This is a genomic window from Nocardioides secundeburneus (assembly GCF_039939255.1).
Taxonomy (GTDB): domain Bacteria; phylum Actinomycetota; class Actinomycetes; order Propionibacteriales; family Nocardioidaceae; genus Nocardioides.
In genome coordinates this window covers 201,229-227,833 of the sequence record NZ_JBDUUE010000003.1, presented here as the reverse complement: position 1 = coordinate 227,833, position 26,605 = coordinate 201,229, and the positions used below count along the sequence as shown (strand labels likewise).

The 26,605-nt window shown below is 72.9% G+C and carries 28 protein-coding genes; 14 read left to right on the top strand and 14 right to left on the bottom strand.

Annotated elements, in window-relative coordinates; genetic code table 11:
• Positions 1 to 57: 57 nt before the first annotated feature.
• Both ABFT23_RS09200 and ABFT23_RS09195 read right to left on the bottom strand, forming a co-directional pair.
• Positions 58 to 1,158, bottom strand: coding sequence for a class I SAM-dependent RNA methyltransferase (locus tag ABFT23_RS09200; RefSeq protein WP_347894439.1), 1,101 nt, complete (start codon positions 1,156 to 1,158; stop codon positions 58 to 60).
• A complete protein-coding gene (locus ABFT23_RS09195; RefSeq protein WP_347895070.1) occupies positions 1,155 to 3,209 on the bottom strand; it encodes an APC family permease in 2,055 nt (684 codons plus the stop codon). The genes ABFT23_RS09200 and ABFT23_RS09195 overlap by 4 nt, the downstream gene beginning before the upstream one ends.
• A 73-nt stretch (positions 3,210 to 3,282) precedes the next feature.
• On the opposite strand from ABFT23_RS09195, the gene ABFT23_RS09190 reads away from it, so the two are divergent.
• Both ABFT23_RS09190 and ABFT23_RS09185 read left to right on the top strand, forming a co-directional pair.
• Complete coding sequence (locus tag ABFT23_RS09190; protein ID WP_457623300.1) at positions 3,283 to 3,933, top strand: potassium channel family protein; 651 nt, start codon at positions 3,283 to 3,285, stop codon at positions 3,931 to 3,933.
• A gap of 1 nt (position 3,934) precedes the next feature.
• Entirely contained in the window at positions 3,935 to 4,609 is a 675-nt protein-coding gene (locus ABFT23_RS09185) for a potassium channel family protein (RefSeq protein WP_347894436.1), read from the top strand.
• A 151-nt stretch (positions 4,610 to 4,760) separates the two neighbouring features.
• Here ABFT23_RS09185 and ABFT23_RS09180 read toward each other — a convergent pair whose 3' ends face one another.
• Genes ABFT23_RS09180 through dut form a run of 4 tightly spaced genes read right to left on the bottom strand, consistent with a single transcriptional unit; the run spans position 4,761 to position 7,011 of the window.
• Positions 4,761 to 5,531: a DUF3159 domain-containing protein gene (locus ABFT23_RS09180; protein ID WP_347894434.1), complete on the bottom strand. Its 771-nt coding sequence runs from the start codon at positions 5,529 to 5,531 to the stop codon at positions 4,761 to 4,763.
• Positions 5,528 to 5,893, bottom strand: a complete 366-nt coding sequence (locus tag ABFT23_RS09175; RefSeq protein WP_457623201.1) for an OB-fold nucleic acid binding domain-containing protein — start codon at positions 5,891 to 5,893, stop codon at positions 5,528 to 5,530. The genes ABFT23_RS09180 and ABFT23_RS09175 overlap by 4 nt, the downstream gene beginning before the upstream one ends.
• 15 nt (positions 5,894 to 5,908) lie before the next feature.
• Positions 5,909 to 6,526: a DUF3710 domain-containing protein gene (locus tag ABFT23_RS09170; protein ID WP_347894433.1), complete on the bottom strand. Its 618-nt coding sequence runs from the start codon at positions 6,524 to 6,526 to the stop codon at positions 5,909 to 5,911.
• Positions 6,523 to 7,011, bottom strand: coding sequence for a dUTP diphosphatase (gene dut, locus ABFT23_RS09165; RefSeq protein WP_347895066.1), 489 nt, complete (start codon positions 7,009 to 7,011; stop codon positions 6,523 to 6,525). Before dut ends, ABFT23_RS09170 begins: the two co-directional genes overlap by 4 nt.
• 78 nt (positions 7,012 to 7,089) lie before the next feature.
• Here dut and ABFT23_RS09160 point away from each other — a divergent pair, with 78 nt between their 5' ends.
• Both ABFT23_RS09160 and ABFT23_RS09155 read left to right on the top strand, forming a co-directional pair.
• Positions 7,090 to 7,542, top strand: a complete 453-nt coding sequence (locus tag ABFT23_RS09160; RefSeq protein ID WP_347894431.1) for a DUF3093 domain-containing protein — start codon at positions 7,090 to 7,092, stop codon at positions 7,540 to 7,542.
• 33 nt (positions 7,543 to 7,575) lie between these two features.
• Positions 7,576 to 7,896: a DUF4235 domain-containing protein gene (locus tag ABFT23_RS09155; protein WP_347894429.1), complete on the top strand. Its 321-nt coding sequence runs from the start codon at positions 7,576 to 7,578 to the stop codon at positions 7,894 to 7,896.
• Between the two features lie 78 nt (positions 7,897 to 7,974).
• Here the strand turns inward: ABFT23_RS09155 and ABFT23_RS09150 are convergent, their stop codons facing one another.
• The 3 genes from ABFT23_RS09150 to ABFT23_RS09140 form a co-directional block, all read right to left on the bottom strand.
• Positions 7,975 to 8,265, bottom strand: a complete 291-nt coding sequence (locus ABFT23_RS09150; RefSeq protein WP_347894427.1) for a DUF4193 domain-containing protein — start codon at positions 8,263 to 8,265, stop codon at positions 7,975 to 7,977.
• 173 nt (positions 8,266 to 8,438) lie between these two features.
• Complete coding sequence (locus ABFT23_RS09145) at positions 8,439 to 9,260, bottom strand: inositol monophosphatase family protein (protein ID WP_347894425.1); 822 nt, start codon at positions 9,258 to 9,260, stop codon at positions 8,439 to 8,441.
• Positions 9,257 to 10,351 (bottom strand): ferrochelatase, encoded by a 1,095-nt coding sequence (locus tag ABFT23_RS09140; RefSeq protein WP_347894423.1) that lies wholly within the window; start codon positions 10,349 to 10,351, stop codon positions 9,257 to 9,259. Before ABFT23_RS09140 ends, ABFT23_RS09145 begins: the two co-directional genes overlap by 4 nt.
• An 88-nt stretch (positions 10,352 to 10,439) precedes the next feature.
• Between ABFT23_RS09140 and ABFT23_RS09135 the strand changes: the two genes are divergently transcribed.
• On the top strand, positions 10,440 to 11,651 hold the full coding sequence (locus ABFT23_RS09135) for an MFS transporter (RefSeq protein ID WP_347894421.1): 1,212 nt from the start codon (positions 10,440 to 10,442) through the stop codon (positions 11,649 to 11,651).
• A gap of 45 nt (positions 11,652 to 11,696) precedes the next feature.
• Positions 11,697 to 12,497 carry a DNA-formamidopyrimidine glycosylase family protein gene (locus ABFT23_RS09130; protein ID WP_347894419.1) on the top strand — a complete coding sequence of 267 codons (801 nt, stop codon included), beginning with the start codon at positions 11,697 to 11,699 and terminating at the stop codon, positions 12,495 to 12,497.
• Between the two features lie 11 nt (positions 12,498 to 12,508).
• Here the strand turns inward: ABFT23_RS09130 and ABFT23_RS09125 are convergent, their stop codons facing one another.
• Positions 12,509 to 13,129, bottom strand: a complete 621-nt coding sequence (locus ABFT23_RS09125) for a trimeric intracellular cation channel family protein (RefSeq protein ID WP_347894417.1) — start codon at positions 13,127 to 13,129, stop codon at positions 12,509 to 12,511.
• 111 nt (positions 13,130 to 13,240) lie between these two features.
• Here ABFT23_RS09125 and sepH point away from each other — a divergent pair, with 111 nt between their 5' ends.
• From sepH to ABFT23_RS09090, 7 genes are all read left to right on the top strand, one after another.
• Positions 13,241 to 14,281, top strand: a complete 1,041-nt coding sequence (gene sepH / locus ABFT23_RS09120) for a septation protein SepH (RefSeq protein WP_347894415.1) — start codon at positions 13,241 to 13,243, stop codon at positions 14,279 to 14,281.
• Positions 14,282 to 14,552: 271 nt separating this feature from the next.
• Positions 14,553 to 16,538: an SDR family oxidoreductase gene (locus ABFT23_RS09115; protein ID WP_347894413.1), complete on the top strand. Its 1,986-nt coding sequence runs from the start codon at positions 14,553 to 14,555 to the stop codon at positions 16,536 to 16,538.
• A 101-nt stretch (positions 16,539 to 16,639) separates the two neighbouring features.
• The gene (locus ABFT23_RS09110; protein ID WP_347894411.1) at positions 16,640 to 17,584 is read left to right on the top strand and encodes a metal ABC transporter substrate-binding protein; all 945 of its coding nucleotides are present in this window, start codon (positions 16,640 to 16,642) and stop codon (positions 17,582 to 17,584) included.
• A complete protein-coding gene (locus ABFT23_RS09105; RefSeq protein ID WP_347894409.1) occupies positions 17,575 to 18,375 on the top strand; it encodes a metal ABC transporter ATP-binding protein in 801 nt (266 codons plus the stop codon). Before ABFT23_RS09110 ends, ABFT23_RS09105 begins: the two co-directional genes overlap by 10 nt.
• Positions 18,372 to 19,385, top strand: coding sequence for a metal ABC transporter permease (locus ABFT23_RS09100; RefSeq protein WP_347894407.1), 1,014 nt, complete (start codon positions 18,372 to 18,374; stop codon positions 19,383 to 19,385). The genes ABFT23_RS09105 and ABFT23_RS09100 overlap by 4 nt, the downstream gene beginning before the upstream one ends.
• Complete coding sequence (locus ABFT23_RS09095) at positions 19,372 to 19,797, top strand: Fur family transcriptional regulator (RefSeq protein ID WP_347894405.1); 426 nt, start codon at positions 19,372 to 19,374, stop codon at positions 19,795 to 19,797. The genes ABFT23_RS09100 and ABFT23_RS09095 overlap by 14 nt, the downstream gene beginning before the upstream one ends.
• Positions 19,794 to 19,925, top strand: a complete 132-nt coding sequence (locus tag ABFT23_RS09090; RefSeq protein ID WP_347894403.1) for a hypothetical protein — start codon at positions 19,794 to 19,796, stop codon at positions 19,923 to 19,925. The genes ABFT23_RS09095 and ABFT23_RS09090 overlap by 4 nt, the downstream gene beginning before the upstream one ends.
• A 5-nt stretch (positions 19,926 to 19,930) precedes the next feature.
• On the opposite strand, the gene ABFT23_RS09085 is transcribed toward ABFT23_RS09090, so the two are convergent.
• The 3 genes from ABFT23_RS09085 to ABFT23_RS09075 all read right to left on the bottom strand — a co-directional run bounded on the left by ABFT23_RS09085 (position 19,931) and on the right by ABFT23_RS09075 (position 22,430).
• The gene (locus ABFT23_RS09085) at positions 19,931 to 20,695 is read right to left on the bottom strand and encodes an isoprenyl transferase (RefSeq protein WP_347894401.1); all 765 of its coding nucleotides are present in this window, start codon (positions 20,693 to 20,695) and stop codon (positions 19,931 to 19,933) included.
• 117 nt (positions 20,696 to 20,812) lie between these two features.
• A complete protein-coding gene (gene recO / locus ABFT23_RS09080; protein ID WP_347894399.1) occupies positions 20,813 to 21,541 on the bottom strand; it encodes a DNA repair protein RecO in 729 nt (242 codons plus the stop codon).
• A 16-nt stretch (positions 21,542 to 21,557) separates the two neighbouring features.
• Positions 21,558 to 22,430 (bottom strand): alpha/beta fold hydrolase, encoded by an 873-nt coding sequence (locus tag ABFT23_RS09075; RefSeq protein WP_347894397.1) that lies wholly within the window; start codon positions 22,428 to 22,430, stop codon positions 21,558 to 21,560.
• Positions 22,431 to 22,545: 115 nt separating this feature from the next.
• Here ABFT23_RS09075 and ABFT23_RS09070 point away from each other — a divergent pair, with 115 nt between their 5' ends.
• Positions 22,546 to 24,804, top strand: a complete 2,259-nt coding sequence (locus ABFT23_RS09070; protein WP_347894395.1) for a PAS domain-containing sensor histidine kinase — start codon at positions 22,546 to 22,548, stop codon at positions 24,802 to 24,804.
• Here ABFT23_RS09070 and leuA read toward each other — a convergent pair.
• The gene (gene leuA, locus ABFT23_RS09065; RefSeq protein WP_347894393.1) at positions 24,791 to 26,515 is read right to left on the bottom strand and encodes a 2-isopropylmalate synthase; all 1,725 of its coding nucleotides are present in this window, start codon (positions 26,513 to 26,515) and stop codon (positions 24,791 to 24,793) included. The genes ABFT23_RS09070 and leuA overlap by 14 nt on opposite strands.
• Between the last annotated feature and the right edge of the window lie 90 nt (positions 26,516 to 26,605).

Here is a 26,605-nt window from a genome sequence, read left to right as displayed (position 1 = left end):
ACGACCTCGTACCACCTCGTCCGACACCCCGTCACCGCTCCCGGTGGCGGGGCGTCGTCACGTCGCGAGGATCGCCACGCACTCCAGGTGGTGGGTCATCGGGAACAGGTCGAACGCGCGCAGCGACGTCATGCGGTAGCCGTGCACGGCGAAGAGCGCGACGTCGCGGGCCAGCGCGGCGGGGTCGCAGGCGACGTGCGCCACGGCCCGCGGACGACGGGCGACGACGGCCTCGACGACCTGACGCTTGGCCCCCTCGCGGGGCGGGTCGAGGACGACGAGGTCGACGGGGTCGGCCGGCATCCGGGCCAGCACGGTGGCGACGTCGCCGGCGTGGGCCGTCGCCCCGGGCACGTTGCGCTCGGAGTGGGCGGACGCCGTGCGGTCGCCCTCGACCATGACGACGGGCGTGCAGCCCGCGTCGGCCAGGAACCGCGCGAACAGCCCGACCCCGGCGAACAGGTCGAGGGCCGACTCCCCCGGCCGTGGCGCGAGGCCGTCGAGGACGGCGGCGACGAGCGCCTCGGGAGCGCCCGGGTGCACCTGCCAGAACCCGTCGGCGGCGACCTCGAACTCGACCCCGTGCAGCGAGTGCGGGGCCGGGGCGGGCGCCTCGAGCAGACACTCCTCGACCGGCACGAGGTCGTGGGAGCGGTGCTTGCGCATCGCGCGGCCGCCGTCGGGCGTGCGGGCGTAGCGCTGCCGGGTGCGCCAGTGCAGGCCACTGCCGGCAGGGGTGTCGCCCGGCACCGGCTCGACGACGACCGCGACGTCGAGTCCGGCCAGGCGCCGCAGCTGCTCGGCCACGACGGCGGCCTTGAGCTCGCGCTGGTGCGGCACCGCGACGTGCTGGAGGTCGCAGCCGCCGCAGGCGTCGGGACCGGCGTAGGGGCAGGGCGGCGTCACGCGGTGCGGCGAAGCCGTGAGCACCTCGACGGCGTCGGCGCGCCAGAAGCGGTCGTCGGCACCGCCCTCGGTCACCGTCGCCACCACCCGTTCGCCCGGCAGCGCGTGCCGCACGAACACCGCGCGACCCTCGTGGCGCGCCACGCAGAAGCCGCCGTGCGCGACCGGGCCGACGTCGAGCTCGAGGCGTCGTCCGACGACGGAGGCGCCGCGGACCCGCCGGGGCGCACGGGCGCGGGAGGGCCGGCTCACCGGTTGATCTGGCCGCGCGAGCGGGGCTCGGGCTGCTCGGAGACCCGGCCGCTGCGCAGGTCGCCGGCCTTGACCCGGGGGCCGCGCTCCTCGCGCTCGACGGCGATCTGCGACGACGAGAGCTGGTAGGGCACCGAGGTGACCATGACGCCGGGCGTGAACAGCAGGCGCCCCTTGAGCCGCAGCGCGGTCTGGTTGTGCAGCAGCTGCTCCCACCAGCGACCGACGACGTACTCGGGGATGTAGACCGCGACGACGCCGCGCGGGTTCGCCTTCCGGATCTCGGTGGCGTAGGCGACGATCGGGTTGACCAGCTCGCGGTAGGGCGAGTGCAGCAGCTTGAGCGGCACTCCGGTGTTGCGGCGCTCCCAGGCGTCGACCAGCGCGTTGGTGTCGTGGGGGTCGGTGGCGACGTAGATCGCCTCGAGCACGTTGGGCCGGGTCGCCTTCGCGAACGCGAGCGCGCGCAGCGTCGGCTTGTGCACCTTCGAGACGAGCACGATGGCGTGCACCTTCGTCGGCAGGATCTTGTCGCCCTCGTCGGCGACGAGCTCGTCGGCCACCCGGTCGTAGTGCTTGCGGATCGCCGTCATCAGCGCGTAGAAGAAGCCCATCGCCAAGATCGTGATCCAGGCACCGGCGAGGAACTTGGTGATGAGCACGATCACCAGGACGACGGCGGTGAACGACAGGCCGATGGTGTTGATGACGCGCGAGCGCTGCATGCGTCGGCGGACGGCGGGGTCGCGCTCGGTCGACAGCGCCCGGGTCCAGTGGCGGATCATGCCGAGCTGGCTGAGGTTGAACGAGACGAAGACGCCCACGATGTAGAGCTGGATCAGCCGGGTGGTCTCGGCGTTGAAGGCCACGATCAGGATGATCGCCATGATCGCCAGGAAGACGATGCCGTTGCTGTAGGCGAGGCGGTCGCCGCGCGAGCCCAGGGCCCGGGGCGCGAAGCCGTCCTTGGCGAGGATCGAGCCGAGCACCGGGAAGCCGTTGAACGCGGTGTTGGCGGCCAGCACCAGGATGATGCCGGTGACCACGACGACCAGGTAGAACCCGGGCGGGAAGTCGGAGAAGACCGCCTTGGCGATCTGCGCGATGACCGCGTTCTGCTCGTAGTCGGCGGGCACCGGGGTGCCGTCGGCCCGCACCAGCCGGTCGAGGTCGGCCGGGTCGACGTACTTCAGGCCCATCTGCTTGGCCAGCACGATGACGCTCACCATCATCGAGATCGCGATGAGGCCGAGCAGCAGCAGCGTGGTGGCGGCGTTGCGGCTCTTGGGTCGCTCGAACGCCGGGACGCCGTTGGAGATGGCCTCGACGCCGGTGAGCGCCGCACAGCCCGACGAGAAGGCCCGGGCGAGCAGGAACAGCAGCGCGAACGTCGTCAGCGACCCCTCGTAGCTGGGGTCGGCGATGATCCGCAGGTCGGCGCTCTCGACGTCGGGCAGGTTGCCCTCGGCCAGCCGGAGGAAGCCGTAGAGGCAGGTGCCGAGGATGGCGACCATGAACGCGTAGGTCGGCACCGCGAAGAACGAGCCGGACTCGCGGATGCCGCGCAGGTTCATCGCCATCAGCAGGATCACCGCGGCGCTGCCGACGGTGGCCTCGTGGTTGTGCAGCACCGGGACGGCGGCGCCGGCGTACTGCGCGGCGGCCGAGATCGAGACCGCCACCGTGAGCACGTAGTCGACCAGCAGGGCGCTCGCGACCGTGGTGCCGGCCGACTTGCCCAGGTTGACGCTGGCGACCTCGTAGTCGCCGCCGCCGCTCGGGTAGGCGTGCACGGTCTGGCGGTAGGAGGCGATGACCGCGGCCATGACGAGCGCGACGGCGATGGCGATCTTCCACGACCACACGTAGGCCGACACGCCCGCCAGCGACAACATGATGAAGACCTCGTCGGGGGCGTAGGCCACCGACGACAACGCGTCGCTCGCGAAGACGGGGAGGGCGATGCGCTTCGGCAGCAGGGTCTCCCCCAGCTGCGCACTTCTCAGCTTGCGCCCGAGCAGGATCCGCTTCGAGACGTCACCGACACCCACGAGCGTGAAGGCTACGGCAGCGGGCACCGTCCGGTTGCTTTACGGCTACGGTGGGCGCGTGCACGTCGTGATCATGGGCTGCGGCCGCGTCGGCTCGACGCTGGCCCGCAGCCTCGAGGACCGCAACCACACCGTCGCCGTCATCGACTCCGAGCCCGACGCCTTCCGGCGTCTCGGGCCCTCGTTCAACGGCGACAAGGTGACCGGGCAGGGCTTCGACCAGCAGGTCCTGCAGAAGGCCGGCATCAAGCGCGCCGACGCGTTCGCGGCGGTCTCCAGCGGCGACAACTCCAACATCATCGCCGCGCGCGTGGCCCGCGAGACCTTCGGCATCCAGTCGGTCGTCGCCCGCATCTACGACCCCGGCCGCGCCGAGGTCTACCAGCGGCTCGGCATCACCACGGTCGCCACGGTCAAGTGGACCTCCGACCAGGTGCTGCGCCGCATCCTCCCGGCCGGCGCCGAGCCCGACTTCCGCGACCCCAGCGGCGCGATCCGGGTCGACCAGGTGCCGGTGCCGGAGGTGTGGGTGGGTCAGCGCACGATCGACCTGCAGGCCCAGTCCGGTGGCCGCATCGCCTGGATCGACCGGCTCGGCGAGGGCATGCTGCCCGACCGCGACACCGTCATCCAGGAGAGCGACCTCATCCACCTCGTGATGCGCGAGGCCGACGCCGGCAAGGTCTTCGACGTCATCAAGAACGGGCCCGAGGAGCAGCACTGACATGCGAGTCGCGATTGCCGGGGCCGGCGCCGTGGGGCGCTCCATCGCCCGCGAGCTGATCCAGAACGGCCACGAGGTGCTGCTGATCGACAAGAGCCCGCGCTCGGTGCAGCCCGAACGGGTCCCCGACGCCGAGTGGCTGCTCGCCGACTCCTGCGAGCTCTCCTCGCTCGAGGAGGCGCGGCTCGACAAGTGCGACGTCGTCATCGCCGCCACCGGCGACGACAAGGTCAACCTGGTCACCTCGCTGCTGGCCAAGACCGAGTTCGGCGTCCCGCGCACCGTCGGGCGGGTGAACCACCCGAACAACGAGTGGCTGTTCACCGAGGCCTGGGGCGTCGACGTCAACGTCTCGACCCCGCGCATCATGTCGGCACTGGTGGAGGAGGCCGTCTCGGTCGGCGACCTCGTCCGGCTGTTCACGTTCCGCCAGGGCAACGCCAACCTCGTGGAGATGACGCTGCCGGCCGACTCCCCCTACGTCGGCAAGCCCACCGGTCTCATCCCGCTGCCGGAGAACTGCGCGCTGGTCTCCATCCTGCGCGACGGCCAGGTCTACGTGCCCGACGCCGAGCAGCCGGTCGAGTCCGGCGACGAGCTGCTGTTCGTCGTCCCGGCCGAGCTCGAGGACGAGCTCGAGCGGCTGCTGGCGCCCTCGGCGCACCCGTCACCCTGACCCACGACGCCGGTCGAGGGCCCACGCTGATCGAGGTGCGAGCGCAGCGAGCCTCGAGATCCACCGGCCCCCCACACCCAGGCCCATAGCGCGGCGGGGTCTCGAGGCTCCTCGCAGAGCTCGCCGCACCTCGACCAGCGCAGGCGCAGAGCTATGCCTGGTCGTCGGCCGACTCGAGCCCGGTGGCGTCGGAGGAGATGGGCGTGGCGTTGCGGGCCAGGAGCCAGACCATCGCCGACCACGAGGCGATGCGCAGCGGCCAGCCGAGCCCGTAGCGCAGCCCCGCGATGATCGCGACGGCCGTGCCGGTGCCGATGGCGTCCTGCCACCCCAGGATCCACACGGGCCCCTGCAGGAGCACGCCGACGGCGCCCGGCGCACCGAGGAGCAGGGTGAGGCGGCTGCAGAGCCTCACCACCTGCTTGTCGTCGTGCCAGGCCGTCGGATCGCCGGTGACGCTGCCGAGCATGAACCCGACGACGGGCCAGCGGGCGGCCACCGAGCCGAAGAGCAGGATCGTGTAGCCGAGGCTGTAGAGGATGCCCGGCAGGAAGAACGCGAGCGCCTGGTCGTCCTCGGAGCCGCCGCTGCCCTGGGCGATGCGCACGAACAGGTAGCCGATGCCGATCGAGAACACGGCGTTGAGCACGTACTGCAACGTGCTCTTCTGCACGAGCCGGACCACGAGAGCGGCCACGGCCGAGGCCAGGCTGACGATCAGGGCCAGCCGGAGGTCCTTGGTCGGCAGCCAGATCGCGGTGAACAGCAGGCCGGGGATGGCGGCCTCCAGCATGCCGCGCTTGCCGCCGAGGGCCTTCGACATCTGCTGGCGCACCATCGCCTCGACCGTCTCGACGGTCGCGGCCGGCTTGCCGGGCTCGGCGGGATGGGGCCCCTCGGTCGTTCCTGCGGGCTCGCTCATGAGCAGATCAGCTCGTATCGGGGGTTGTAGATGATCCGGTGGCCGTCGTGGACGCCGATGCGGCCGCGCACCTGCAGCGACCGGCCGGGGTCGATGCCGGCGATGCGGCGGCGTCCGAGCCAGACGATGGTGAGCACGGCCGAGCCGTCGTACAGCTCGGCCTCGAGCGCCGGGACGCCGCCCCGGGGGCGGACCGTCACCGTGCGCACGGTGCCTCGCAGCGTGACGAGCTCACGGTCGGGCGCCTCGTCGATCGACAGCTCGGACTGGGCGGAGTAGGTGGCGCGCATGTCACGGGCGTAGGAGTCGTCGGAGCTGGCCCACTTGCTGATGGTGCGCCGCAGTCGGCTCTTCCCGGTCATGGGTCCCGACCCGCGCTAGCCCTGGACGCGGCGCGCCGAGTCGGGCAGCACGAGCGGCAGCGGCTCGCCGACCATCATCGGGTTGCCGCCGCGGCGGACCGCGACCCGGGTGATGAGGTCCTCCCAGTCGCCGGCCTCGTCGACCGCACGGGCCGGCTGGCCGAGGAACGTCGCCCGCAGCAGCCAGCGCGGACCGTTGATGCCCACGATGCGTGAGTGCTGGACGCCGGTGCCCTCGGGGCGCTGGACCTGGATCTCGCAGCTCAGCTCGGTGCCGAAGCGGCCCTCGCGCTCGTCGGCCTTGCCACCACGCTGGGTCATGTCGGCGGCGATCTTGGGACGGACCTCGCTCCACAGGTCGCCGTGGCGCGGGGCCGCGAAGGCGCGCAGCTCGACAGCGCCGTCGGGGCCGGCGAGCATGACCGACTGCACCTGGCCGGACGACTCGTCGACCTGCATGCGCAGCGCGCGTCCCTCGCCCGGCGCGATGAGGAGCGAGCCGAGGTCGATGCGGTCGAGGCCGTCGTCGGGCAGGTCGTCGACATCGTGCGGACCCTCGGGCGCCTCGGCGGTGGTCGCCTCCGACTCCTCGGCCGATGCGGCCTCCGGGGTGGACTTGCGGCGGAACTTCACGGGGTGACTCCTCGATCGTCGACGTCGGGGCGGCCGAAACCGCCGGTAGAACCGTAGCCCCCGGAGCCACGAACACTGTCGCTGAGGCCGTCGACCTCGACGAACGCGGCGCGCTCGACCCGCTGGACGACGAGCTGGGCGATCCGGTCGCCGCGCTTCAGCTCGATCGGCTGACGGGGGTCGAGGTTGACCAGGAGCACCTTGATCTCGCCACGGTAGCCCGCGTCGACGGTGCCCGGGGTGTTCACGATCGACAGGCCGTGGCGGGCCGCGAGGCCCGACCGGGGGTGCACCAGGGCCACGAAGCCGTCGGGCAGCGCGATCGCGATCCCGGTCGGCACCAGCACCCGCTCCCCCGGCGCGAGCGTGACGTCGACGGTGGTCAGCAGGTCGGCGCCGGCGTCGCCGGGGTGCGCGTACGACGGCAACGGCAGGTCGGGGTCGAGGCGCACCACCTGGACCTCGAGGTCGGGGAGGTCGGGGATGTCTTGCACGCTCGGACACTAGGGCAGGCTGGTGGGGTGACGACGACCAGGCCGGACCCGGATGGGAGGCTTCTCCCCGTGGTGACGGCCTACGACGAGCGGCTGCACGTGCCGTTGCGCTGGTGGGTCCAGGGCTCGATGCTGGTGATCAGCCTCTTCCTCGCCCTCGTGGTCGCCACACCCGCCGCCCTGGCGTTCTCGGTCACCGCGGTGTGCCTGCTGATGCTGGTCGGTGCCCTGCGCAGCTACGGCGCAGCCCGCGTCGTCGTCGCCGACGGCGTCCTGCGCGTGGGCCGCGCCCAGATCGAGGCGCGCCACCTCGGCGACGCCGAGCCGCTCGACGCCGAGCAGACCCGCCGGGCCGCGGGCGTCGAGGCCGACGCCCGCGCCTTCTTGATGCTGCGGCCCTACCTGTCCCGAGCGGTCAAGGTCGCGGTCACCGACCCGGCCGACCCCGCGCCCTACTGGCTGGTGAGCACGCGTCACCCCGACGAGCTGGCCGACGTCGTCAGGACGATGACACGGTCATGACCGGGCGGGGTGCGGCCGGATAGGGTCGTCGCCATGGCGAAGAAGGCGAAGAAGGACCCCGGCGCGGTCCCCGACAGCTCGAAGATCTGGTCCGCGTTCTCGGTGGTCGCCGCGCTCGGCGCGGCCCAGGTGGCCAAGAGGGGGCTCAACGCCACCTGGAAGGCCGCCACCCGTCGCAACCCGCCGGAGAACCCGGCCGACCCCGACGTCGCCTTCCGCGAGGCCGTCGCGTGGGCGGTGGCCAGCGGTGCGTTCGTCGGTCTGGCCCGCATGCTGGCCCAGCGCCGGGCGGCGTCGTACTACGCGCGCTCCACGGGTCACCTGCCGCCCGGGCTGCAGAAGGACGGCCAGTAGCCTCCGCGCAGCACGACCACACGGCAAAGGCCCGTCACGTCGACGACGTGACGGGCCCTCTCGACCAGCGTCGTGCGATCACACGCAGTCGACGCAGTACATCTTCTTCTCGTCGGCCAGCTGGCTGCGGTGGTGCACCAGGAAGCAGCTCATGCAGGTGAACTCGTCCTCCTGCTTGGGCTTGACCTCGACGGCCAGCTCCTCGTGCGACAGGTCGGCCCCGGGAAGCTCGAAGGACTCTGCGGCTTCGGTCTCGTCCTCGTCGACCTTGCCCGAGTTCTTGTCGTGCCGCCGTGCCTTGAGCTCCTCGATGCTCTCCTCGGACTGGTCTTCCTCGGTCTTGCGCGGTGCGTCGTAGTCGGTCGCCATCGCGGCGCTCACTCCTCTCCACTGATGATGTCTAGATCGGCGGGCGCGTCCGACGGGCCCGTCCCCGGTGGCCCCCTGGGGTTCCCTCACCGGCGCGGCAGATCATGCACCATGCCGCCAAGTGTGGGAACACCGGTCTCACCGACGTGCGCACAACAGGCCGTGAGGCCCTGCTATTCCGCCCAGAAACCGGCGTCGACGGTGGCTGCTCGCAGCTCGTCGAAGCCGTGCTCCGGAGCGCACAGCAGCAGGGTCAGCCCGCCTCGTCCGGGGCCGAGCTCGGACCGGGCCCCGGCGGCCCGGGCGATGAGCGCTCCGGCGGCGTGGTCCCACGGGTTGACGCCCTCCTCGACGTAGCCGTCGAGCAGCCCCTCGGCGACGTGGCACAGGTCGAGGGCGCAGGAACCGAGACGACGGACGTCGCGCACCCGCGGCAGCAGCGCCGACACGGCAGCCGCCTGCACCACCTTGACGTCGCGCACGTAGGAGAACCCGGTGCCGACCAGCATCTGCCCCAGCGCCCGCTCGGGCCCGACGCCGATCGCGACGCCGTCGCGCAGCGCGACGGTGGCGCCGTCGGCGCTGCGCGGGTCGGGCCGGGCGACGTACTCGACGCCCTTGGCGACGTCGATGACGACCCCGGCGACCGCCTCGCCGTCGACCACGGCGGCGACCGAGACGGCGTACTGCGGGATGCCGTAGAGGAAGTTGACGGTGCCGTCGATGGGGTCGACGACCCAGGTCACCCCGCTGGTGCCCTCGACGTCGGCGCCCTCCTCGCCCTCGAAGCCGTCGTCGGGACGGCGCGCGAGGATGCGCGACCGGATGAGGTCCTCCGCCGCCCGGTCGGTCTCGGTGACGACGTCGATGTCGCTGGTCTTGGTGTCGGCCACCGTCACCTGGCCGTGCCGGGCGTCCCGCACGAGCCCGGCCGCCTCGCGGGCGACGTCGAGCGCGACGTCGGCCAGCCGGCCGGCCTCGGCCGGGTCGGTCACTCGGGCTCCCCGCACAGGGCCGGGCGCGGGCCCTGCGGGTTCGGGCAGCAGCCCACCGGGCACCGGTCCCAGCGCGGCCCGATGTCGCCCAGGGCGGCCCGCGTCGGCGTCTCGCCGCGCTCGGCGGCCGCGCGCTCGAGCAGCAGGTCGCGGACGACGGCGACGAACCGCGCGTCGTCGCCGGGCGTCGCTGCCCGCTGGGCCGCGATGCCGAGCCGCTCGGCCGTGGCCAGCGCCTCGGTGTCGAGGTCGTAGATGACCTCCATGTGGTCGGAGACGAACCCGACCGGCACCAGCACGACGGCGGTCACGCCATGCTCGGCGAGGGCCTCGAGGTGGTCGTTGACGTCGGGCTCGAGCCACGGCGTGCGCGGCGAGCCGGAGCGCGAGCAGTAGACGAGGTCGTGCTCGTGACGCACCCCGGACTCGGCCGCGACCCGCTCGACCACGACGCCGGCGACGTCGAGGTGCTGGCTGACGTAGGCGCCCTGCACGTCGGGCGGGCCCGAGCCCTCGTTCATCGCCGTGGGGATCGAGTGGGTGACGAAGACGAGCCGGGCGCCGTCGCGCAGGTCGTGGGGCAGCTCGGCCAGCGCGCTCCGGGTGGCGGAGACGACCGGCTCGACGAAGCCGGGGTGGTTGAAGTAGTGCCGCAGCTTGTCGAGCCGCGGTGCGCCGTCGACGGGCTCGACGGCGTCGAAGAGGTTCTCGCGGTACTGCCGGCAGCTCGACCACGACGAGTAGGCGCTGGTGACGAAGCACGCCGCCCGCTGCACGCCGTCGGCGGCCATCTGCGCGACCGTGTCGCGCAGGTAGGGGTCCCAGTTGCGGTTGCCCCAGTAGACCGGCAGGTCGAGGTCGTGGGCCGCGAGGTCGGCCCGCAACGCGTCGAGGAACGACCGGTTCTGGTCGTTGATGGGCGAGCGACCGCCGAACAGGAAGTAGTGCTCACCCACCTCCTCGAGGCGTTCGCGCGGGATGCCGCGACCCCGGGTGACGTTCTCCAGGAACGGGACGACGTCGTCGGGGCCCTCGGGGCCACCGAACGAGACGAGGAGCAGGGCGTCGTACGGCGAGGCGTCAGGCACCACGCCATCCTAGGAGTGCGGCGACCTCACCTGCGGGTGAGCGTGCGGCCTTTCGTCCGGGCCGCCGCGGCCGCACTAGCATCGGCGCGCCATGTTCTCGTCGTACTCGCGGATCCTCGCGCACCCCGGCGCGGCGCTCTTCTCGGGCACCGCGCTCGTCGCCCGGCTGCCGATCGCCATGCTCGGCCTCGGCATCGTGCTGCTCGTCGAGGACGCCACCGGGTCGTACGGCCTGGCGGGCGCGGTCTCGGGCGCCGGCCTGCTCGCCAACGCCGCCTGCGCGGTGCTCCAGGCCCGGCTGATCGACCGGTTCGGGCAGTCGCGGGTGCTGCCCGTGGCGATCAGCCTGTGGGGCGTGTGGCTGGCCGCCCTGATGTCCTCGGTCGAGGCCGGCTGGGCGCTGTGGACGACCTACGTGTTCGCGGTGCTCGCCGGCGTCTGCATGCCGTCGGTCGGCTCGTGCGTGCGGGCGCGCTGGGCGCACGTGCTGCCCGAGGACCGCGACCGGCAGACGGCCTTCGCCCTCGAGGCGGTGGCCGACGAGGCCGTCTTCATCGCCGGACCGATCCTGGCCACGGTGCTCGCCACGGCGATCCACCCCGTCGTCGGACTGACGACCGCGCTCACCACCGGCGTGCTCGGCACGCTCGCGTTCGCCGCGCAGCGCGCCACCGAGCCGCCGCCGCATCCGGCCGTCGTCGAGCCGACCGACCGGGCGCGCATGCCGTGGGCGACCGTCCTGCCGCTCTCGGTGGCCTCGCTCGCGCTCGGCACCCTCTTCGGCGCGGCCGAGGTGACCACGGTGGCCTTCGCCGACGAGCGCGGCGCCAAGGCGGTCTCGGGCGTGCTGCTCGCGCTCTGGGCGGCCGGCAGCCTCGTCGCGGGGGTGCTGACCGGCATGGTCGTCTGGCAGCGACCGGTGCTCTGGCGCCTGCGGGTCGGCGCTGCCGCCATGACCGTGGTCATGGTGCCGCTGACGTTCGTCGAGCCGCTGTGGCTGATGGGCGTCGTGCTGCTCGGCGCGGGCCTCGCGATCGCACCGACCCTCATCGCCGTCATGACGCTCACCGAGCAGGTCGTGCCGCCGTCCCGGCTGACCGAGGGCATGGCCTTCGTGCACACCGGGATCGTCGCCGGGGTCGCCCCCGGCGCCGCGGCGGCCGGCCTCGTCGTCGACGGAGCCGGGGCGTCGGCGGCCTACCTGGTGCCGGTGGCCGGCGGTCTGCTCGCCCTGGCGGCGACGGCAGCCGTCCGCTCCGGGGCAGTACCGACACGCTCCCCGCGCGACCTCGCCACGACCTGACACCGGGGTGAGCAGCGCCGGCGGTCGGGGTCCGAGGATGGTCCCGTGCCGGAGCTGCCCGAGGTCGAGTCCGCCCGTGCCGCGATCGAGCGGTCGGCACTCCGGCGCACCATCGCCGACGTCGACGACCAGGACACCTACGTCTGCCGCCCTCACGCGCCGGGTGAGATCCGCGAGGCCCTGGTCGGCCGACAGCTGACCGCGGCCCACCGGCGCGGCAAGTCGATGTGGGTGACGACGTCCCGGCCCGGGCCATCGCTCGGGCTGCACCTCGGCATGGCCGGGCGCATCATCGTGACCTCGCCCGACGGCGACACCGTCGAGGGCGGCGACCCGATCCGCCGCGGCGGCAGCGAGCCGAAGGCCGAGTGGGACCGGTTCACGATCACCTTCGAGAGCGGCGCCGTGCTGCGCCTGTTCGACAAGCGACGCCTCTCCCGGGCCCGGCTCGACCCCGACGTCGACGCGCTCGGCCCCGATGCCGCCGAGGTGCGCCTGCCCGAGCTGCGCGAGCTCCTCGCCCGGGGCACGGCACCGCTCAAGGCCCGCCTGCTCGACCAGTCGGCGCTGGCCGGGGTCGGCAACCTGCTCGCCGACGAGACCCTCTGGCAGGCCCGGCTCGACCCGCGACGTCGGGTCGACACCCTCGACGCCGACGAGGTCGCGACCCTGCACCGGGCACTGAGACGGGCGACCCGCGCCGCCATCCGGCACGGGGGTGTGCACACCGGCGAGGTCATCGGCCACCGGCGACGAGGTGAGCACTGCCCGCGGTGCGGCGCCGAGATGTCCCGCGGCACCGTCGGCGGCCGCACGACGTGGTGGTGCCCCCAGGAGCAGCGCTGATGCGCCGGTGACTACACGCTGGCCGGGCCGGTCGGCAGGGGCGCCGTCCAGCCGCGCCACAGGGCCAGCAGCCGCCAGACCAGGCACACCGCCGCTCCCGCGACGGCGACCACGGCGACGGGGAGGTCGGCGCGCTCGCCCAGCACGGCGATCGCCCCGCCGGCCAGTGCCGGGGTCGCGTAGAGCTCGCCGCGGAAGACGACCGGGACCCGGCCGGCGAGCACGTCGCGCACCATGCCACCGCCGATCCCGGTGACCATGCCCATCAGCGCCGCCGGGATCGGGCTGAGGCCGTAGTCGGTGGCCTTGAGCGCCCCGGCGACGCAGAAGACCGAGAGCCCGAAGGCGTCGAAGACCACCACCTGACGCTCGACACGGCCCACGGCACCGTGGAAGGCGAACGTGACCAGCCCGGCCGCCACCGGGACGAGCAGGTAGCGCCAGTCGGCGAGCGCGGCCGGCGGCGTCGCCCCGATGAGGACGTCGCGCAGGAAGCCCCCACCGAGGCCGGTCGTGCCGGCGAGCACGAGCACGCCGAAGACGTCGAGGTCCTTGCGTACCCCGACCAGGGCGCCCGAGATCGCGAACACGAAGATGCCCACGAGGTCGAGGGTCACGAGCGTGGCGGTCACCCGCCGACTGTAGGGCCCGGCGTCGGGCGCGCCGCCCGGGGATCGGGGCACGCCTGGCGTAGGGTCGAGCGGAACGGATCAGGGCTGATCACGACGGGCGAGGGGCACACCATGGAGCGGGCGCAGCAGGTCGAGCAACCTGCCGAACCGCGACGGCTCGCGCCACCCGGGCCGCGCGAGACGTTCCTCAGCTTCGCCGGCGTGAGCGACGACCGCGAGCACGTGCTCCTCGTCGACGAGAGCGGCGCCTCGTTCCGCCTGCCCGTCACCGCCGGGCTGCGGGCGGCCCTGCGCCCCCGCACCACCGACGCCCCCCGCCCCGGCCGCTTGGAGACCACCATGGACAGCGTCCTGCGCCCCCGCGACATCCAGACCCGCATCCGCGCCGGAGAGTCCCCCGAGGCGGTGGCCGAGGCCGCCCAGACCACCGTCGACAAGATCATGCCGTTCGTCGCGCCGGTGCTTGCCGAGCGCGAGCACGTCGCCGACCGCGCCCAGCGCGCCAACGTGCGCCGTCCGGCCGGCGAGGGCGCCTCCGCCTCGCGCATCCTCGGCGACGCCGTCGAGGCCCACCTGCGCTCGCTCAACGTCGACCCCGACGGCGTGGCCTGGGACGCCTGGCGCCGCGAGGACGGCCGCTGGACCCTCACCGCCTCCTACGCCCTGCCGGTCCGCACCGGCACGGCCCACCTCACCTACGACGTGCGCGGCAGCTACGTGGTCGCCGACGACGACGACGCCCGGTGGCTGCTCGGCGACGGGGTCGCCACCCCGCCCGCCGTGCACGACGACCTGCAGAGCGTGCGCGCTCGCCGCCTCGCCCCGGTGGTCGACCCCGCCGACGAGCTCCCGCTCGGCGACGACGCGATCGAGCTGGTCGCCGACCCTGAGCCGGTCTCGGAGTCGGTCTCGGAGTCGGTCTCCGTCGACGAGCCGCTCGAGGCGTTCCTCGACGAGTCCCCCGCCTCCGACGACCCCGAGGCGCGCGACGACGCCGCCGACGCGGCCGCCGCAGAGCCCGAGCCGGACCCCGAGCCCGAGCCGGACCCCGAGCCCGAGCCGCCGGCGCGGCGTCCGGTGCAGAAGAAGAAAGGCCGCGCCTCGGTCCCGTCGTGGGACGAGATCATGTTCGGTGGGCCGAGCTCGGACTGATCGAGCTTGCTCGATCAGTCCGAACGCGAGGCGGTCGAGGGAGCCCGAGGCCGAGCTTGCTCGGGCTCGACGGCGGCTCGAGACCCAAGCGAGCAGTGACCCAGCGAGGAACGAGCTGGGTCACGTCGCTCGCGCAGATCGAGCAAGCCTCCGGCTGAGGAACGAAGCCGGAACGGCGCGTCGAGATCACCGCAGCGTCAGCTCGACGGGTCCACGACAGCCGCTCGCGAAGCCCTGTCCGCACAGGTGACCCGGCAGTAGGGTTCGGCCCATGGCCTACTTCGTGACCGGCGCCACCGGCTTCATCGGTCGTCACCTCGTCCAGGAGCTCGTCGACCACCGCGAGGGTGAGATCTTCGTGCTCTGCCGCGCGGGGTCGATGGGCCGGCTCAAGACGCTGATGCGCCGGTGGGGCTCCGAGCGCGTCGTCCCGGTGGTCGGCGACCTCGGCCAGGACGGTCTCGGCGTCGACCCCGACTGGGTGGGCGAGCACACGGGCGGCATCGACCACTTCTTCCACCTCGCGGCCATCTACGACATGACCGCCGACGACGCGACCAACGAGGTCATGAACGTCGGCGGCACCCGCAACGCGGTCTCGCTCGCCTCCGCCCTCGACGCCGGGACCTTCCACCAGGTCTCCTCGGTCGCCGCGGCCGGCGAGTTCCGCGGGCGCTTCGACGAGACGATGTTCGCCGAGGGCCAGCACCTGCCCTCGCCCTACCACCGCACCAAGTACGAGTCCGAGAGGATCGTGCGCGACGAGAGCACGGTGCCGTGGCGGGTCTACCGGCCGGCGATCGTGGTCGGGCACTCGCAGACCGGTGCGATGGACAAGGTCGACGGGCCCTACTACTTCTTCCCGTTGATGAAGACGCTGCGCGACCGGCTGCCGGCGTGGCTGCCGCTGGTCGGGGTCGACCTCGGCGCGACCAACGTCGTCCCGGTCGACTACGTCGCCAAGGCCATGGACCACCTCGCCCACCTCCCCGACCGCGACGGCGAGGCGTTCCACCTCGTCAACCCCGAGCCGCAGCCCACGGTCGAGATGGTCAACCTGTTCTGCAAGACCGCAGGCGCGCCCCAGTTCGCGACCACCGGGCCTCGGCTGCCGGTACCGGCACCGTTGCGGACGGCGCGTCTGATCAATGCCGTCGTCAAGCAGAGGCCAGCCCAGGTCCTGCTCGACCAGACCCTCGGCCGGCTCGGCATCCCGGCCGAGGTGGTCGCGCACACCGGCTTCACCGCGACCTTCGACTCACGCCGCACCGAGGAGGCCCTGTCCGGGTCCGGCATCGCCGTCCCCGACCTGGAGAGCTACGCGCGCACCCTGTGGGGCTACTGGGAGGAGAACCTCGACGAGTCGACGGGGCGCGACTCCCGGGTCCGCTCGGCCCTGGCCGGCAAGCACGTCGTGATCACGGGCGCGTCGTCCGGCATCGGCCTGGTGACGGCCCTCAAGGTCGCGCAGGCCGGTGGCGTGCCGGTGCTCGTCGCGCGCGGCAAGGACAAGCTCGAGGAGACCCGGGCCACGATCGAGATGCGCGGCGGACGGGCCTACGTCTTCCCGTGCGACCTGTCCGACCTCGAGGCCATCGACCGCCTCTGCGAGCAGATCACCGCCGAGGTGCCCTCGGTCGACTACGTCGTCAACAACGCCGGTCGCTCGATCCGTCGCTCGCTGCGCCTGAGCACCGACCGTTTCCACGACTTCGAGCGCACGATGCAGCTCAACTACTTCGGCGCGATCCGCCTCGTCATGGGCCTGCTGCCCGCGATGGAGCAGCAGAAGTCGGGGCACGTCGTCAACATCTCCTCCATCGGCGTGCAGACCAACCCGCCGCGCTTCTCGGCCTACGTGGCCTCCAAGGCCGCGCTCGACTCCTGGAGCAACGTCGTCGCCTCCGAGGTGGTCGGCAACGGGATCACCTTCACCAACATCCACATGCCCCTGGTGCGGACGCCGATGATCGCGCCGACGAAGATCTACGACAAGTTCCCCACGATCTCGCCGGCGCAGGCCGCCGACACGGTCATCACCGCCATGGTCGACAAGCCGCACGAGATCAACACGCTGCTCGGCAACGTGGGCGCCGTCGCCCACACCATCGCGCCCAAGATGGCCTTCCGGGTGCTCAACATGGCCTACCACGTCTTCCCCGACTCGGCCGCCGCGAAGGGTCAACCCTCCGCGGGCGGCACCCGCGAGTCGGAGCAGATCATGCTCGCCAAGGTGTTCAAGGGCGTGCACTGGTAAGCGCCCGGCGCTCGCCCGATAGGCGAGCCTGCTCGCGGGCGGGCCGGTCCCGCACGCTCGCACTTTGACAACGGTTCTCATCTGCAATGAGAATGATTCTCATGCGACGTCTGGCTCTCACTGCCGCCGCCCTGGTCGTGGCGACCCCCGGCTGCGCCGCCTTCGGCGACGACGCCGACGGCACCCAGGTCGCGGCCGCCTTCTACCCGCTCGCCTTCGTCGCCGACCGGGTGGCCGGCGACCTCGCCGAGGTCGACAACCTCACCACGCCGGGCGCCGAGCCGCACGACCTCGAGCTGACCATCAAGGAGACCGCGGTCATCGCGCAGGCCGACCTCGTCATCCACGAGCAGGGCCTGCAGCCGGCGGTCGACGAGGCGGTCGAGCAGAACGCGGCGGGTGACGTGCTCGACGCCGCCGCCGTCGTCGGCCTGCAGCCGTTCGCCGACGACCACGACGACCACGGCGGTGAGGACGACGGGCACGACGAGCCCCACCACGAGGACGACGGGCACGACCACGACGGCGGGCTCGACCCGCACTTCTGGCAGGACCCGCTCCGCATGGCCGACCTCGCCGACGCCGTCGCCGACCGGCTCGCCGACCTCGACCCCGAGCACGCCGACGACTTCGCCGCGAACGCCGCCTCGCTGCGCGCCGACCTCGAGGACCTCGACGCCGCCTACACCGACGGCCTCGCCGACTGCGAGCGGCACACGATCGTCGTCTCGCACGACGCGTTCGGCTACCTGACCCGCTACGGCCTCGAGGTGGCGCCGGTCTCCGGTCTCTCCCCCGACGCCGAGCCCAGTCCCGCGACGCTCGGCGAGCTGCAGCGCCTCATCGAGGACGACGGCATCACCACCGTCTTCTCCGAGCGGCTCGCCAGCCCACGCCTGACGCGGTCGCTGGCCGCCGACGCCGGGGTGACCACGGCCGTGCTGGACTCCATCGAGGGGCTGACCGACGAGACCGCCGACCAGGACTACCTGAGCCTCATGCGTGCCAACCTGGCCGCGCTGCGGGAGGCCAACGCATGTCGCTGACCGACCCGCCGCCCGTCGAGCTGCGCGACGGCGCCGTCGCCATCGGCGGCCGTCCCGTGCTGCGCGGCATCGACCTGACCGTCACGACCGGCGAGTTCGTCGCCCTGCTCGGGGCCAACGGCTCCGGCAAGTCGACGCTGGTCCGCGCCCTGACCGGCCTGCGCCCGCTGACCCGCGGCGAGCTCCGACTGTTCGGCACGCCGTTCGACGAGTTCCGCACCTGGCACCGCATCGGGTTCGTGCCGCAGCGCACCGGCGCGGCGTCGGGCGTGCCGGCCTCGGTGCGCGAGGTCGTCACCTCCGGCCGCCTCACCCGGCGCCGCCTGCTCCGCCCGCTGCGCGCCGCCGACCGGCTGGCGATCGACGAGGCGATCGAGCTCGTCGGCCTCACCGACCGGGCCACCGACGGCGTCAGCACGCTGTCGGGCGGTCAGCAGCAGCGCGTGCTCATCGCCCGTGCCCTGGCCGGTGACCCCGAGCTGTTCTTCCTCGACGAGCCGACCGCCGGCGTCGACCTGCACCACCAGCAGGTGCTGGCCGACGCGCTCGCGGCCCTCAAGGCCCGCGGCTCGACCGTCGTCCTCGTGGCCCACGAGCTCGGGCCGATCGAGCCGCTCGTCGACCGCGCCGTCGTGATGCGCGACGGCCGCATCGACTACGACGGCCGGCTCGCCGACCACGTCGACCCCACGGGGCACCACCACGCCGCGCACCGGCGCGTGCACGACCACGTGCCCCACGTGGCCGCACCGCTCGAGCACCTCCACAGCAGCCGGGAGCCGCGCGCATGAGCCCGGCCGAGCTGTTCAGCCTGCCGTTCATGCAGCGCGCCCTCCTCGCCGCGCTGTTCACCGGCCTGGCCGCGCCGGCCGTCGGCACCTACCTGGTGCAGCGGCGTCTCGCGCTCATGGGCGACGGCATCGGCCACGTCGCCGTCACCGGTGTCGCGATCGGCCTGCTCACCGGCTGGTCACCCACCTGGACGGCGGTGCTGGTCGCCGTCGTCGGCGCGATCGCGATCGAGCTGATCCGCGAGCGTGGCCACACCAACGGCGACGTCGCGCTGGCCCTGCTGTTCTACGGCGGACTCGCCGGCGGCGTCCTGGTGACCGGCATCGGGGGGCAGAGCGCCGCGCGGCTCCAGCAGTACCTGTTCGGCTCGATCACCACGATCTCGTCGGGCGACGTCGTCGTCACGATGGTCCTCGCCGCGCTCGTGATCGGCGTCTGCGTCGGTCTGGCGCCGCAGCTGTTCGCCGTCGCGCAGGACCCCGAGTTCGCCCGCGTCGCCGGGCTCCGGGTGCGCTTCTACAACCTGCTCGTGGCGGTGCTCGCCGCCGTGAGCGTCACGGTGGCCATGCGCACCGTCGGCCTGCTCCTCGTCTCGGCGCTCATGGTCGTGCCCGTGGCGACGTCGCAGCAGCTCGCCCGCTCGTTCCGCACCACGCTGGGCGCCGCGATGGTGCTCGGCGCGGTGGCCTCGGTCGGCGGCCTGGTGATCGCGGCGTTCGCCTCCTACGAGGTCAACGCAGCCCCCGGACCGACCATCGTGCTGCTCGCGCTCGCGATGTTCGCCGTCACCTGGCCGATCGGCGTCTGGCTGCGCCGACGCAGCCGTCTGCAGGCCCCCTTCGACGACGACCCGCCCGGGCACGACGAGGCCGACCACGACCACGGACCCCACACGCACGACCACGGACCCGCCTGCGGGCACCCCGCCGTCCAGCACGACGACCACGTCGACTACGTCCACGACGGCCACCGTCACGCCCCGCACGGGAGTCACTATGACGAGCACTGAGCCGTCCTCGCGGCCGACCCGACAGCGCGCCGCGGTGGAGGAGGTCCTCGACCACACCGACGGCTTCCGGTCGGCGCAGGAGATCCACGCCCTGCTCGAGGAGCGCGGCGAGCAGGTCGCGCTGGCCACCGTCTACCGCACCTTGCAGCGCCTCGCCGACGCCGGCGAGATCGACCTGCTGCGCACCGACGGCGGCGAGGCCACCTACCGGCGATGCTCCGGGCGGCACCACCACCACCTGGTGTGCCGCTCGTGCGGCGCGACCGAGGAGATCGAGGGCCCGGCCGTCGAGCGGTGGACCCGCGCCGTTGCCACCGAGCACGGCTTCATCGACGTCAGCCACACGCTCGAGGTCTTCGGGACGTGTGCGCCCTGTCGCCGAGCGGGGTCCGGGCGTACCGTCTCGGCATGAGCCGCTTCTCCGAGCTGCCCGAGCCCACGAGGCTCGAGGACACCATCACCTCCGAGGACGTCGTCCACCTCGACCCCGACGTCGGTCAGGTCGAGGACGACTGGCTGCTGCGCAACGCAGGCGGCTGAGCCCCTCAGGCCTTGCCGTAGCGCCGGTCGCGCTCGGCGTAGATCTCGATCGCCCGCCACAGGGCGAGCCGGTCGACGTCGGGCCACAGGATGTCGGTGAAGACCATCTCGGCGTAGGCGGCCTGCCAGAGCACGAAGTTGCTGAGGCGCTGCTCGCCGGACGTGCGCCAGACCAGGTCGGCCTCGGCGAGCTCGGGCACGTAGAGGTGCTTGGCGAACGTCTTCTCGGTGATCTTCTCGGGGTCGAGCCGGCCCGCCGCGACCTCACGGCCGATCGAGCGAGCGGCGTCGGCCAGCTCGGCCCGGCCGCCGTAGTTGACGCACATCGTGAGGGTGCAGACGTCGTTGTCGCGGGTCATCTCCTCGGCGACCTGCAGCTCCTTGATCACCGATCGCCACAGCCGCGGCGCGCGACCGGCCCACCGCACCCGGACGCCGAGCTCGTGCATCTCGTCGCGGCGGCGGCGGATGACGTCGCGGTTGAAGCCCATGAGGAACTTGACCTCGTCGGGCGAGCGAGTCCAGTTCTCGGTGGAGAACGCGTAGGCCGAGACGGCCTTGACGCCGATCTCGATGGCGCCCTCGACGACGTCGAACAACGACGCCTCGCCGGCCTCGTGGCCCCTGGTCCGCGGCAGCCCGCGGTCCTTGGCCCAGCGGCCGTTGCCGTCCATGACGATCGCGACGTGCCGCGGCACGAGGTCCTTCGGGATCGCCGGCGGCCGGGCCCCCGACGGGTGCGGCGTAGGTGGTCGGACGGCGCGCTTCACGGCGTCCACCGTAGTGGGCCGGCGTGGTGGGGCGGTGCGTGAGCCACCGGATCAGACCCCGCTCGGGTCCCGGACGGTGGCTCACCTACCGCCCGACCGCCCCACCGACCGCCCGCCTCAGCGCGCGACGTGCTCCCACGACCTGAGCTGGCGCTCGAGGTGCCAGGTCAGGAACGCCGAGACGAGGCCGCTCGCCTCGCGCAGCTGCCGCTCGGGGGTGGCGTGGACGACGTCCCAGTCGCCGGCGAGCAGCGCGCCGAGGGCGACGATGGTCTCGGGGGCGGGCGCGGCGGAGCCGGGCAGCCGGCAGGTGACGCACAGGACGCCGCCCATCGACGGGTTGAACCAGCGGTGCGGCCCCTCGACCCCGCAGTGGGCGCAGTGCTCGAAGGACGGCGCGTAGCCGGCGACCGAGAGCGAGCGGAGGACGTAGGAGTCGAGCACCTGCAACGGACGGCGGTCGGGCGAGGTCAGGGCGCGGAGGCCACCGACGAGCAGGAGGAACTGCTGGAGCGCGGGCTCCTTCTCCTCGGTGACGAGCCGCTCGGCGGTCTCGAGCATCGCGGTGCCGGAGGTGTAGCGGTCGTAGTCGGCGCCCAGGCCCGCGTGGAACAGCGAGCGGGTCTCGGCCTGGGTGATGATCTCGAACGTGCGGCCCTCGGCGAGCTGGAGGTCGACGTGGGTGAACGGCTCGAGGCGCGAGCCGAACTTGCTCGTCGTGCGGCGCACGCCCTTGGCCACCGCACGCACGCGGCCGTGGTGGCGGGTGAGGAGGGTGACGATGCGGTCCGCCTCACCGAGCTTGTGGGTGCGCAGCACGACCGCCTCGTCGCGGTAGACGGGCACGCCCCCATCATCCCCCTCAGGCGGTGGAGCCCCGTGGACGCCGCGCCCGTTGACGGGGTGCTCGTCGCCACGCCGCGAGCGCGAACTCGGCGGCGGCGGCGTCGAGCCGCTCGGGCCGCAGGCGCCACTCGAGGATGCTGTGGGCCTGCACGAACGTCGCGCGCGGCAGCTCTGCGGCGAGCATGGCGGCGTCGGCGGCGGGGTGGATCGGGTCGGCCGGGTGCCCGACGACGAGGGCCGGCATCGTCATCTGCTTGCGCAGCCTCGACGACGGCGCCACGCGCCCGAAGAACAGCCCGTGCACCACGGCGGCCATCGAGTCGGCGCGCTGGTTGCACGTGTCGAGCGCGATGCCGGCCCAGAACGGCACCAGCCCGCGAGGCACCGTCCTGGTGACCCTGCGCAGGCCGTTGACGGTGAACGGCAGGAACCGGGCGGCGAACATGAGCGGGGCGAAGGCGATGATGCCGGCCTCGACGGCGTTGTCGAGCACCGGCATCTCCAGGATCATCCCGCGCACCCGCTCGGGCGCGATGGCGGCGACCTCGAGCGAGACGTTCGCGCCGAGCGAGGTGCCGCCGACGACGGCCTGCTCGGCGCCGAGGTGGTCGAGCAGCGCCACGACCTGCTCGCCGAACGCCGTCATCGAGTAGACGAGCGGGTCGGCCGGGCGGTCGGAGCGGCCGTGGCCGAGCAGGTCGAGGGTCACGACGTGGAGTCCCTCGGCGGCCAGCGCCCGGGCGAGCGGCTGGTGCATGCGGCGCGGCATGAGCTGGCCGTGCACGAGCACCACCCACGAGTCTCCCCCGCCGTACTCGGTGTACTCGAGCCGGTCACGGCCCGACTCGCCGTCGAGGAAGAACTGGCCGATGCGCTCGGAGACCACCATGCCCCCGAGGTTACGCGCCGGTAGCCCCGACGTCCCGGACCCGCCGGCGCACGCGGTCGGGGCAGGGGTCCGCGTTCTCCTGCGATCGGACGGCGAGTGGCACAGACTGGACCCCGTGACGGCCCCCCGAGCGACGCCTGCGCGCGCCGGCGAGGTCGTCGTCCAGGTCGCGGTGCTGGTCGCCGTCCTGGCCGCGGTCTTCGCGCCCGGTCAGCAGCTGCCGCTGATGTTCGTCACCGCGACACCCCTGGTGTGGGCGGCACTGCGCCTGCCGTGGAGCATGGTCGCCGTCGAGCTCGCCGGGTTCGCCGCCGTGGTGAGCGGCGCGACCGTGGCCGGTCTCGGCCCCGTGGGCACCTCGGGCCTGGGCGCCCCGGCCCGCGCCGCCACGGTCGCCGCGTTCGTGGTCTCGGTCGCCGTGGTGGTGCTGGTCCTCGCGCGCGGCGTGCGGCGGCGCGCCGAGCTCGTCGCCCGCGCCACCGCCGACAGCATCCTGTTCCGGCGGGCGTTCACCGAGTCACCGCTCGGCCTGCTGCTGCTGCGCGGCGAGGGCGACCACCTCGTGGTCGAGGAGATCAACGCCAGCGCGGTGACGATCCTCGGCACGCCTCACGCCGACGCGATCGGGACCCCGCTCGACGACCTGATCGCGCGTGACGGCCCTGACGAGGCCGGGCTCCGCGCGGTCGTTTCCGGCCGGCTCGAGGCCTGGCACGGGTGGGCCTCCGTGCCCGGGCGGCCCGGCAGCCGGCTCGAGGTCACCGTGGCGGCGCTGGACGGCGGAGGCGGCCCCCGCACCTACTCCGCGCAGCTGCTCGACGTCACGGGCGAGCACGAGGCGCGCCGGCGCCTCCTCACGGCCGAGCGTCTGCACGAGGCCACCATCGACACCACGGCCTCGGTCACGGTCGTCATCGACGCCGACGGGGTGGTGGTGCGGGCCAACCCGGTCGCCGCCGAGCTCGCCGGCGTGGCCGAGGGCGAGCTGGTGGGCCGGCCCGTGTGGGAGAGCGGGCTCGGCGCCCTCTCCCGCGCCGAGGTCGAGGCGCTGTTCGTCTGGCCCAACCGGTCCGACGTCCCGGTGGTCACCGAGCGGACGACGAGCACCGGCCCCGGGCGGGTGGCGACCATCGTGTGGCACACCCGCGTCGTGCGCGACGACATCGGGACGCCGTCCCACGCCGTGCTCACGGGCACCGACGTCACCGCCGCCCGGTCGAGCGCGCAGCTGACGACGCGGCTGCTCGGGGCCTCGATCTCCACCGCCCTCGTGGGCGTCTCCGCCGACGGGCTGATCACCTTCGTCAACGCCGGCGCCGAGCACATGCTCGGCTGGTCCGCCGACGACGTCCGCGGGCGCGCCTTCGCCGAGCTGTTCGACGCCGACGAGCTGCGCTCGCGGGCCGACGGCTTCGCCGGGCTGCTGCGCACGATCGAGGAGGGTGGTGAGACGCCCGCCCGCGACTGGACCTGGCGCACGCGCGACCGCGAGGCGGTCGTCGTATCGATGACGGTGAGCCGGACCGGTGACGACGGGGGCGACCTGCTCTGCGTCGCCCGCGACGTCACCGAGCAGCGCGCCACCCAGGGGCGCCTGCGCGACGCGCTCGAGAAGGAGCGGGCCGCCATCGAGCGGCTCCGCTCGCTCGACCGCGCCAAGGACGAGTTCGTCTCGACGGTCTCGCACGAGCTGCGCACCCCGGTGACCAGCATCGTCGGCTACACCGAGATGCTGCGCGACGGCAGTGTCGTCGACGCCGCCCCGGCGCAGCACCCGCTGCTCGACAAGATCGCCCGCAACGGCGCGCGCCTGGTCGCGATCTGCGACGACCTGCTCCTGCTGAGCGGCTTCGACTCCGACGCCGCGACCGGCGTGCCGACCCGCGTCGACCTGCGCTCGTGCGTCACCAACGCCGTCGACACCACGCCGGCCGGCGACGTCCGGGTGCACGTCGTCCTCGACCCCGAGCCGGTCGAGGTCGTCGGCGACCGGGCGCAGCTCGACCGCGTGGTCGCGAACCTGCTCGGCAACGCCGTCAAGTTCACCTCCCGCGCTGCCGGCGCCGCCCCCGACGGCGAGGTACGGGTCACGCTGCAGCGCGACGCGGGCCACGCCGTGCTCGAGGTCGCCGACACCGGCATCGGCATCGCACCCGACGACCTCTCGGCCGTCTTCGACCGCTTCTACCGCTCGGAGGAGGCCCAGCTGCGCGCCGTCCCCGGCACCGGGCTCGGCCTGTCGATCGTCGCCGCCGTCGTCGAGGCGCACGACGGCCGGCTGACGCTCGACTCGGAGCCCGGGCGGGGCGCGACGTTCAGCGTGCGGGTGCCGTTGGTCGACACCCGCGTGGACGCCGACGTCAGGCGCGGTTGACCGCGCTGATCACGGCCTTGAGCGAGGCCGTGACGATGTTGGGGTCGAGGCCGACGCCCCACAGCACCTTCTCGCCGACCGCGCACTCGACGTAGGCGGCGGCGATGGCGTCGCCGCCGGCGCTGAGCGCGTGCTCGTGGTAGTCGAGCACGCGGACGTCGAAGTCCTGCGGGAGTCCGTTGATCGCGTCGCAGAAGGCCGAGAGCGGGCCGTTGCCGGTGCCCTGGAGGGAGTGGACGACGCCGTCGACGTAGACGTCGACGTCGAGCGCGTCCTTCTCGCCCGCGGCCGAGCTGGTGTGCACCGAGTTGAGCCGCAGCGGCGTCTCGCGGTCGAGGTACTCGGCCCGGAACGCCGTCCAGATCTGGTCGGGCGTGACCTCGCCGCCCTCGGCGTCGGTGCGGGCCTGGATGACGCGGCTGAACTCGATCTGCGCCCGGCGGGGCAGGTCGAGCTTGTGCTCGGTCTTGAGGATGTAGGCCACGCCGCCCTTGCCGGACTGGCTGTTGACCCGGATCACGGCCTCGTAGGAGCGTCCGACGTCCTTGGGGTCGATCGGCAGGTAGGGCACGGCCCAGGTGTGCTCGTCGACCGGGACGCCGGCCGCGGCCGCGTCACGCTCGAGGGCCTCGAAGCCCTTCTTGATCGCGTCCTGGTGGCTGCCGGAGAAGGCGGTGTAGACCAGGTCGCCGCCGTAGGGGTGGCGCTCGGGCACGGGCAGCTGGTTGCAGTACTCGACCGTGCGCCGGATCTCGTCGATGTCGCTGAAGTCGATCTCGGGGTCGACGCCCTGGGTGAACAGGTTGAGGCCGAGCGTGACCAGGCAGACGTTGCCGGTGCGCTCGCCGTTGCCGAACAGGCAGCCCTCGATGCGGTCGGCGCCGGCCAGGTAGCCGAGCTCGGCGGCGGCGACGCCGGTGCCGCGGTCGTTGTGCGGGTGCAGCGACAGCACGACGTGCTCGCGGTGGGCGAGGTGGCGGTCCATCCACTCGATCGAGTCGGCGTAGACGTTGGGCGTGGCCATCTCGACCGTGGCCGGCAGGTTGATGATGACCGGCTTCTCGGCGGTGGGCTGGAAGACCTCGAGCACGTCGTTGCACACGCGGACGGCGAACTCGAGCTCGGTGCCGGTGTAGGACTCGGGGCTGTACTCGTAGAAGACCTCGGTCTCGGGCACACCCTCCTCGTACTTCTTGCACAGGCGCGCGCCCTGGACGGCGATGTCGGCGATGCCGTCCTCGTCGAGGCCGAAGACGACGCGCCGCTGCAACGTGGAGGTCGAGTTGTACAGGTGCACGATCGCCTGCTTGGCACCGCGAATGGCCTCATAGGTGCGCTCGATCAGCTCCTCGCGCGCCTGGGTGAGCACCTGGATGACGACGTCGTCGGGGATGAGGTCGTCGTCGATGAGCTGGCGGACGAAGTCGAAGTCGGTCTGGCTGGCGCTCGGGAAGCCGACCTCGATCTCCTTGTAGCCCATGCGCACCAGCAGCTTGAACATCTCGAGCTTGCGGGCCGGGCTCATCGGGTCGATGAGGGCCTGGTTGCCGTCACGCAGGTCGACCGCGCACCAGCGCGGAGCCTTCGTGATGCGCTTGGTCGGCCAGGTGCGATCGGTCAGGTCGATCGGGATGAACGGCTGGTAGCGCGCGTGCGGCATGCCGCTGCTCTGCTGCTCACCGGTGTGATGAGTCGGGTTCTGGGTGGTCATGGCTTCTCCTGCGGGACGTCGGTCTGAGCGGCGCCGGCGCGTCACGAACTCCGCAGCGAGGAGGTCGGCTGGTCAGACCTCGCTGCGGCA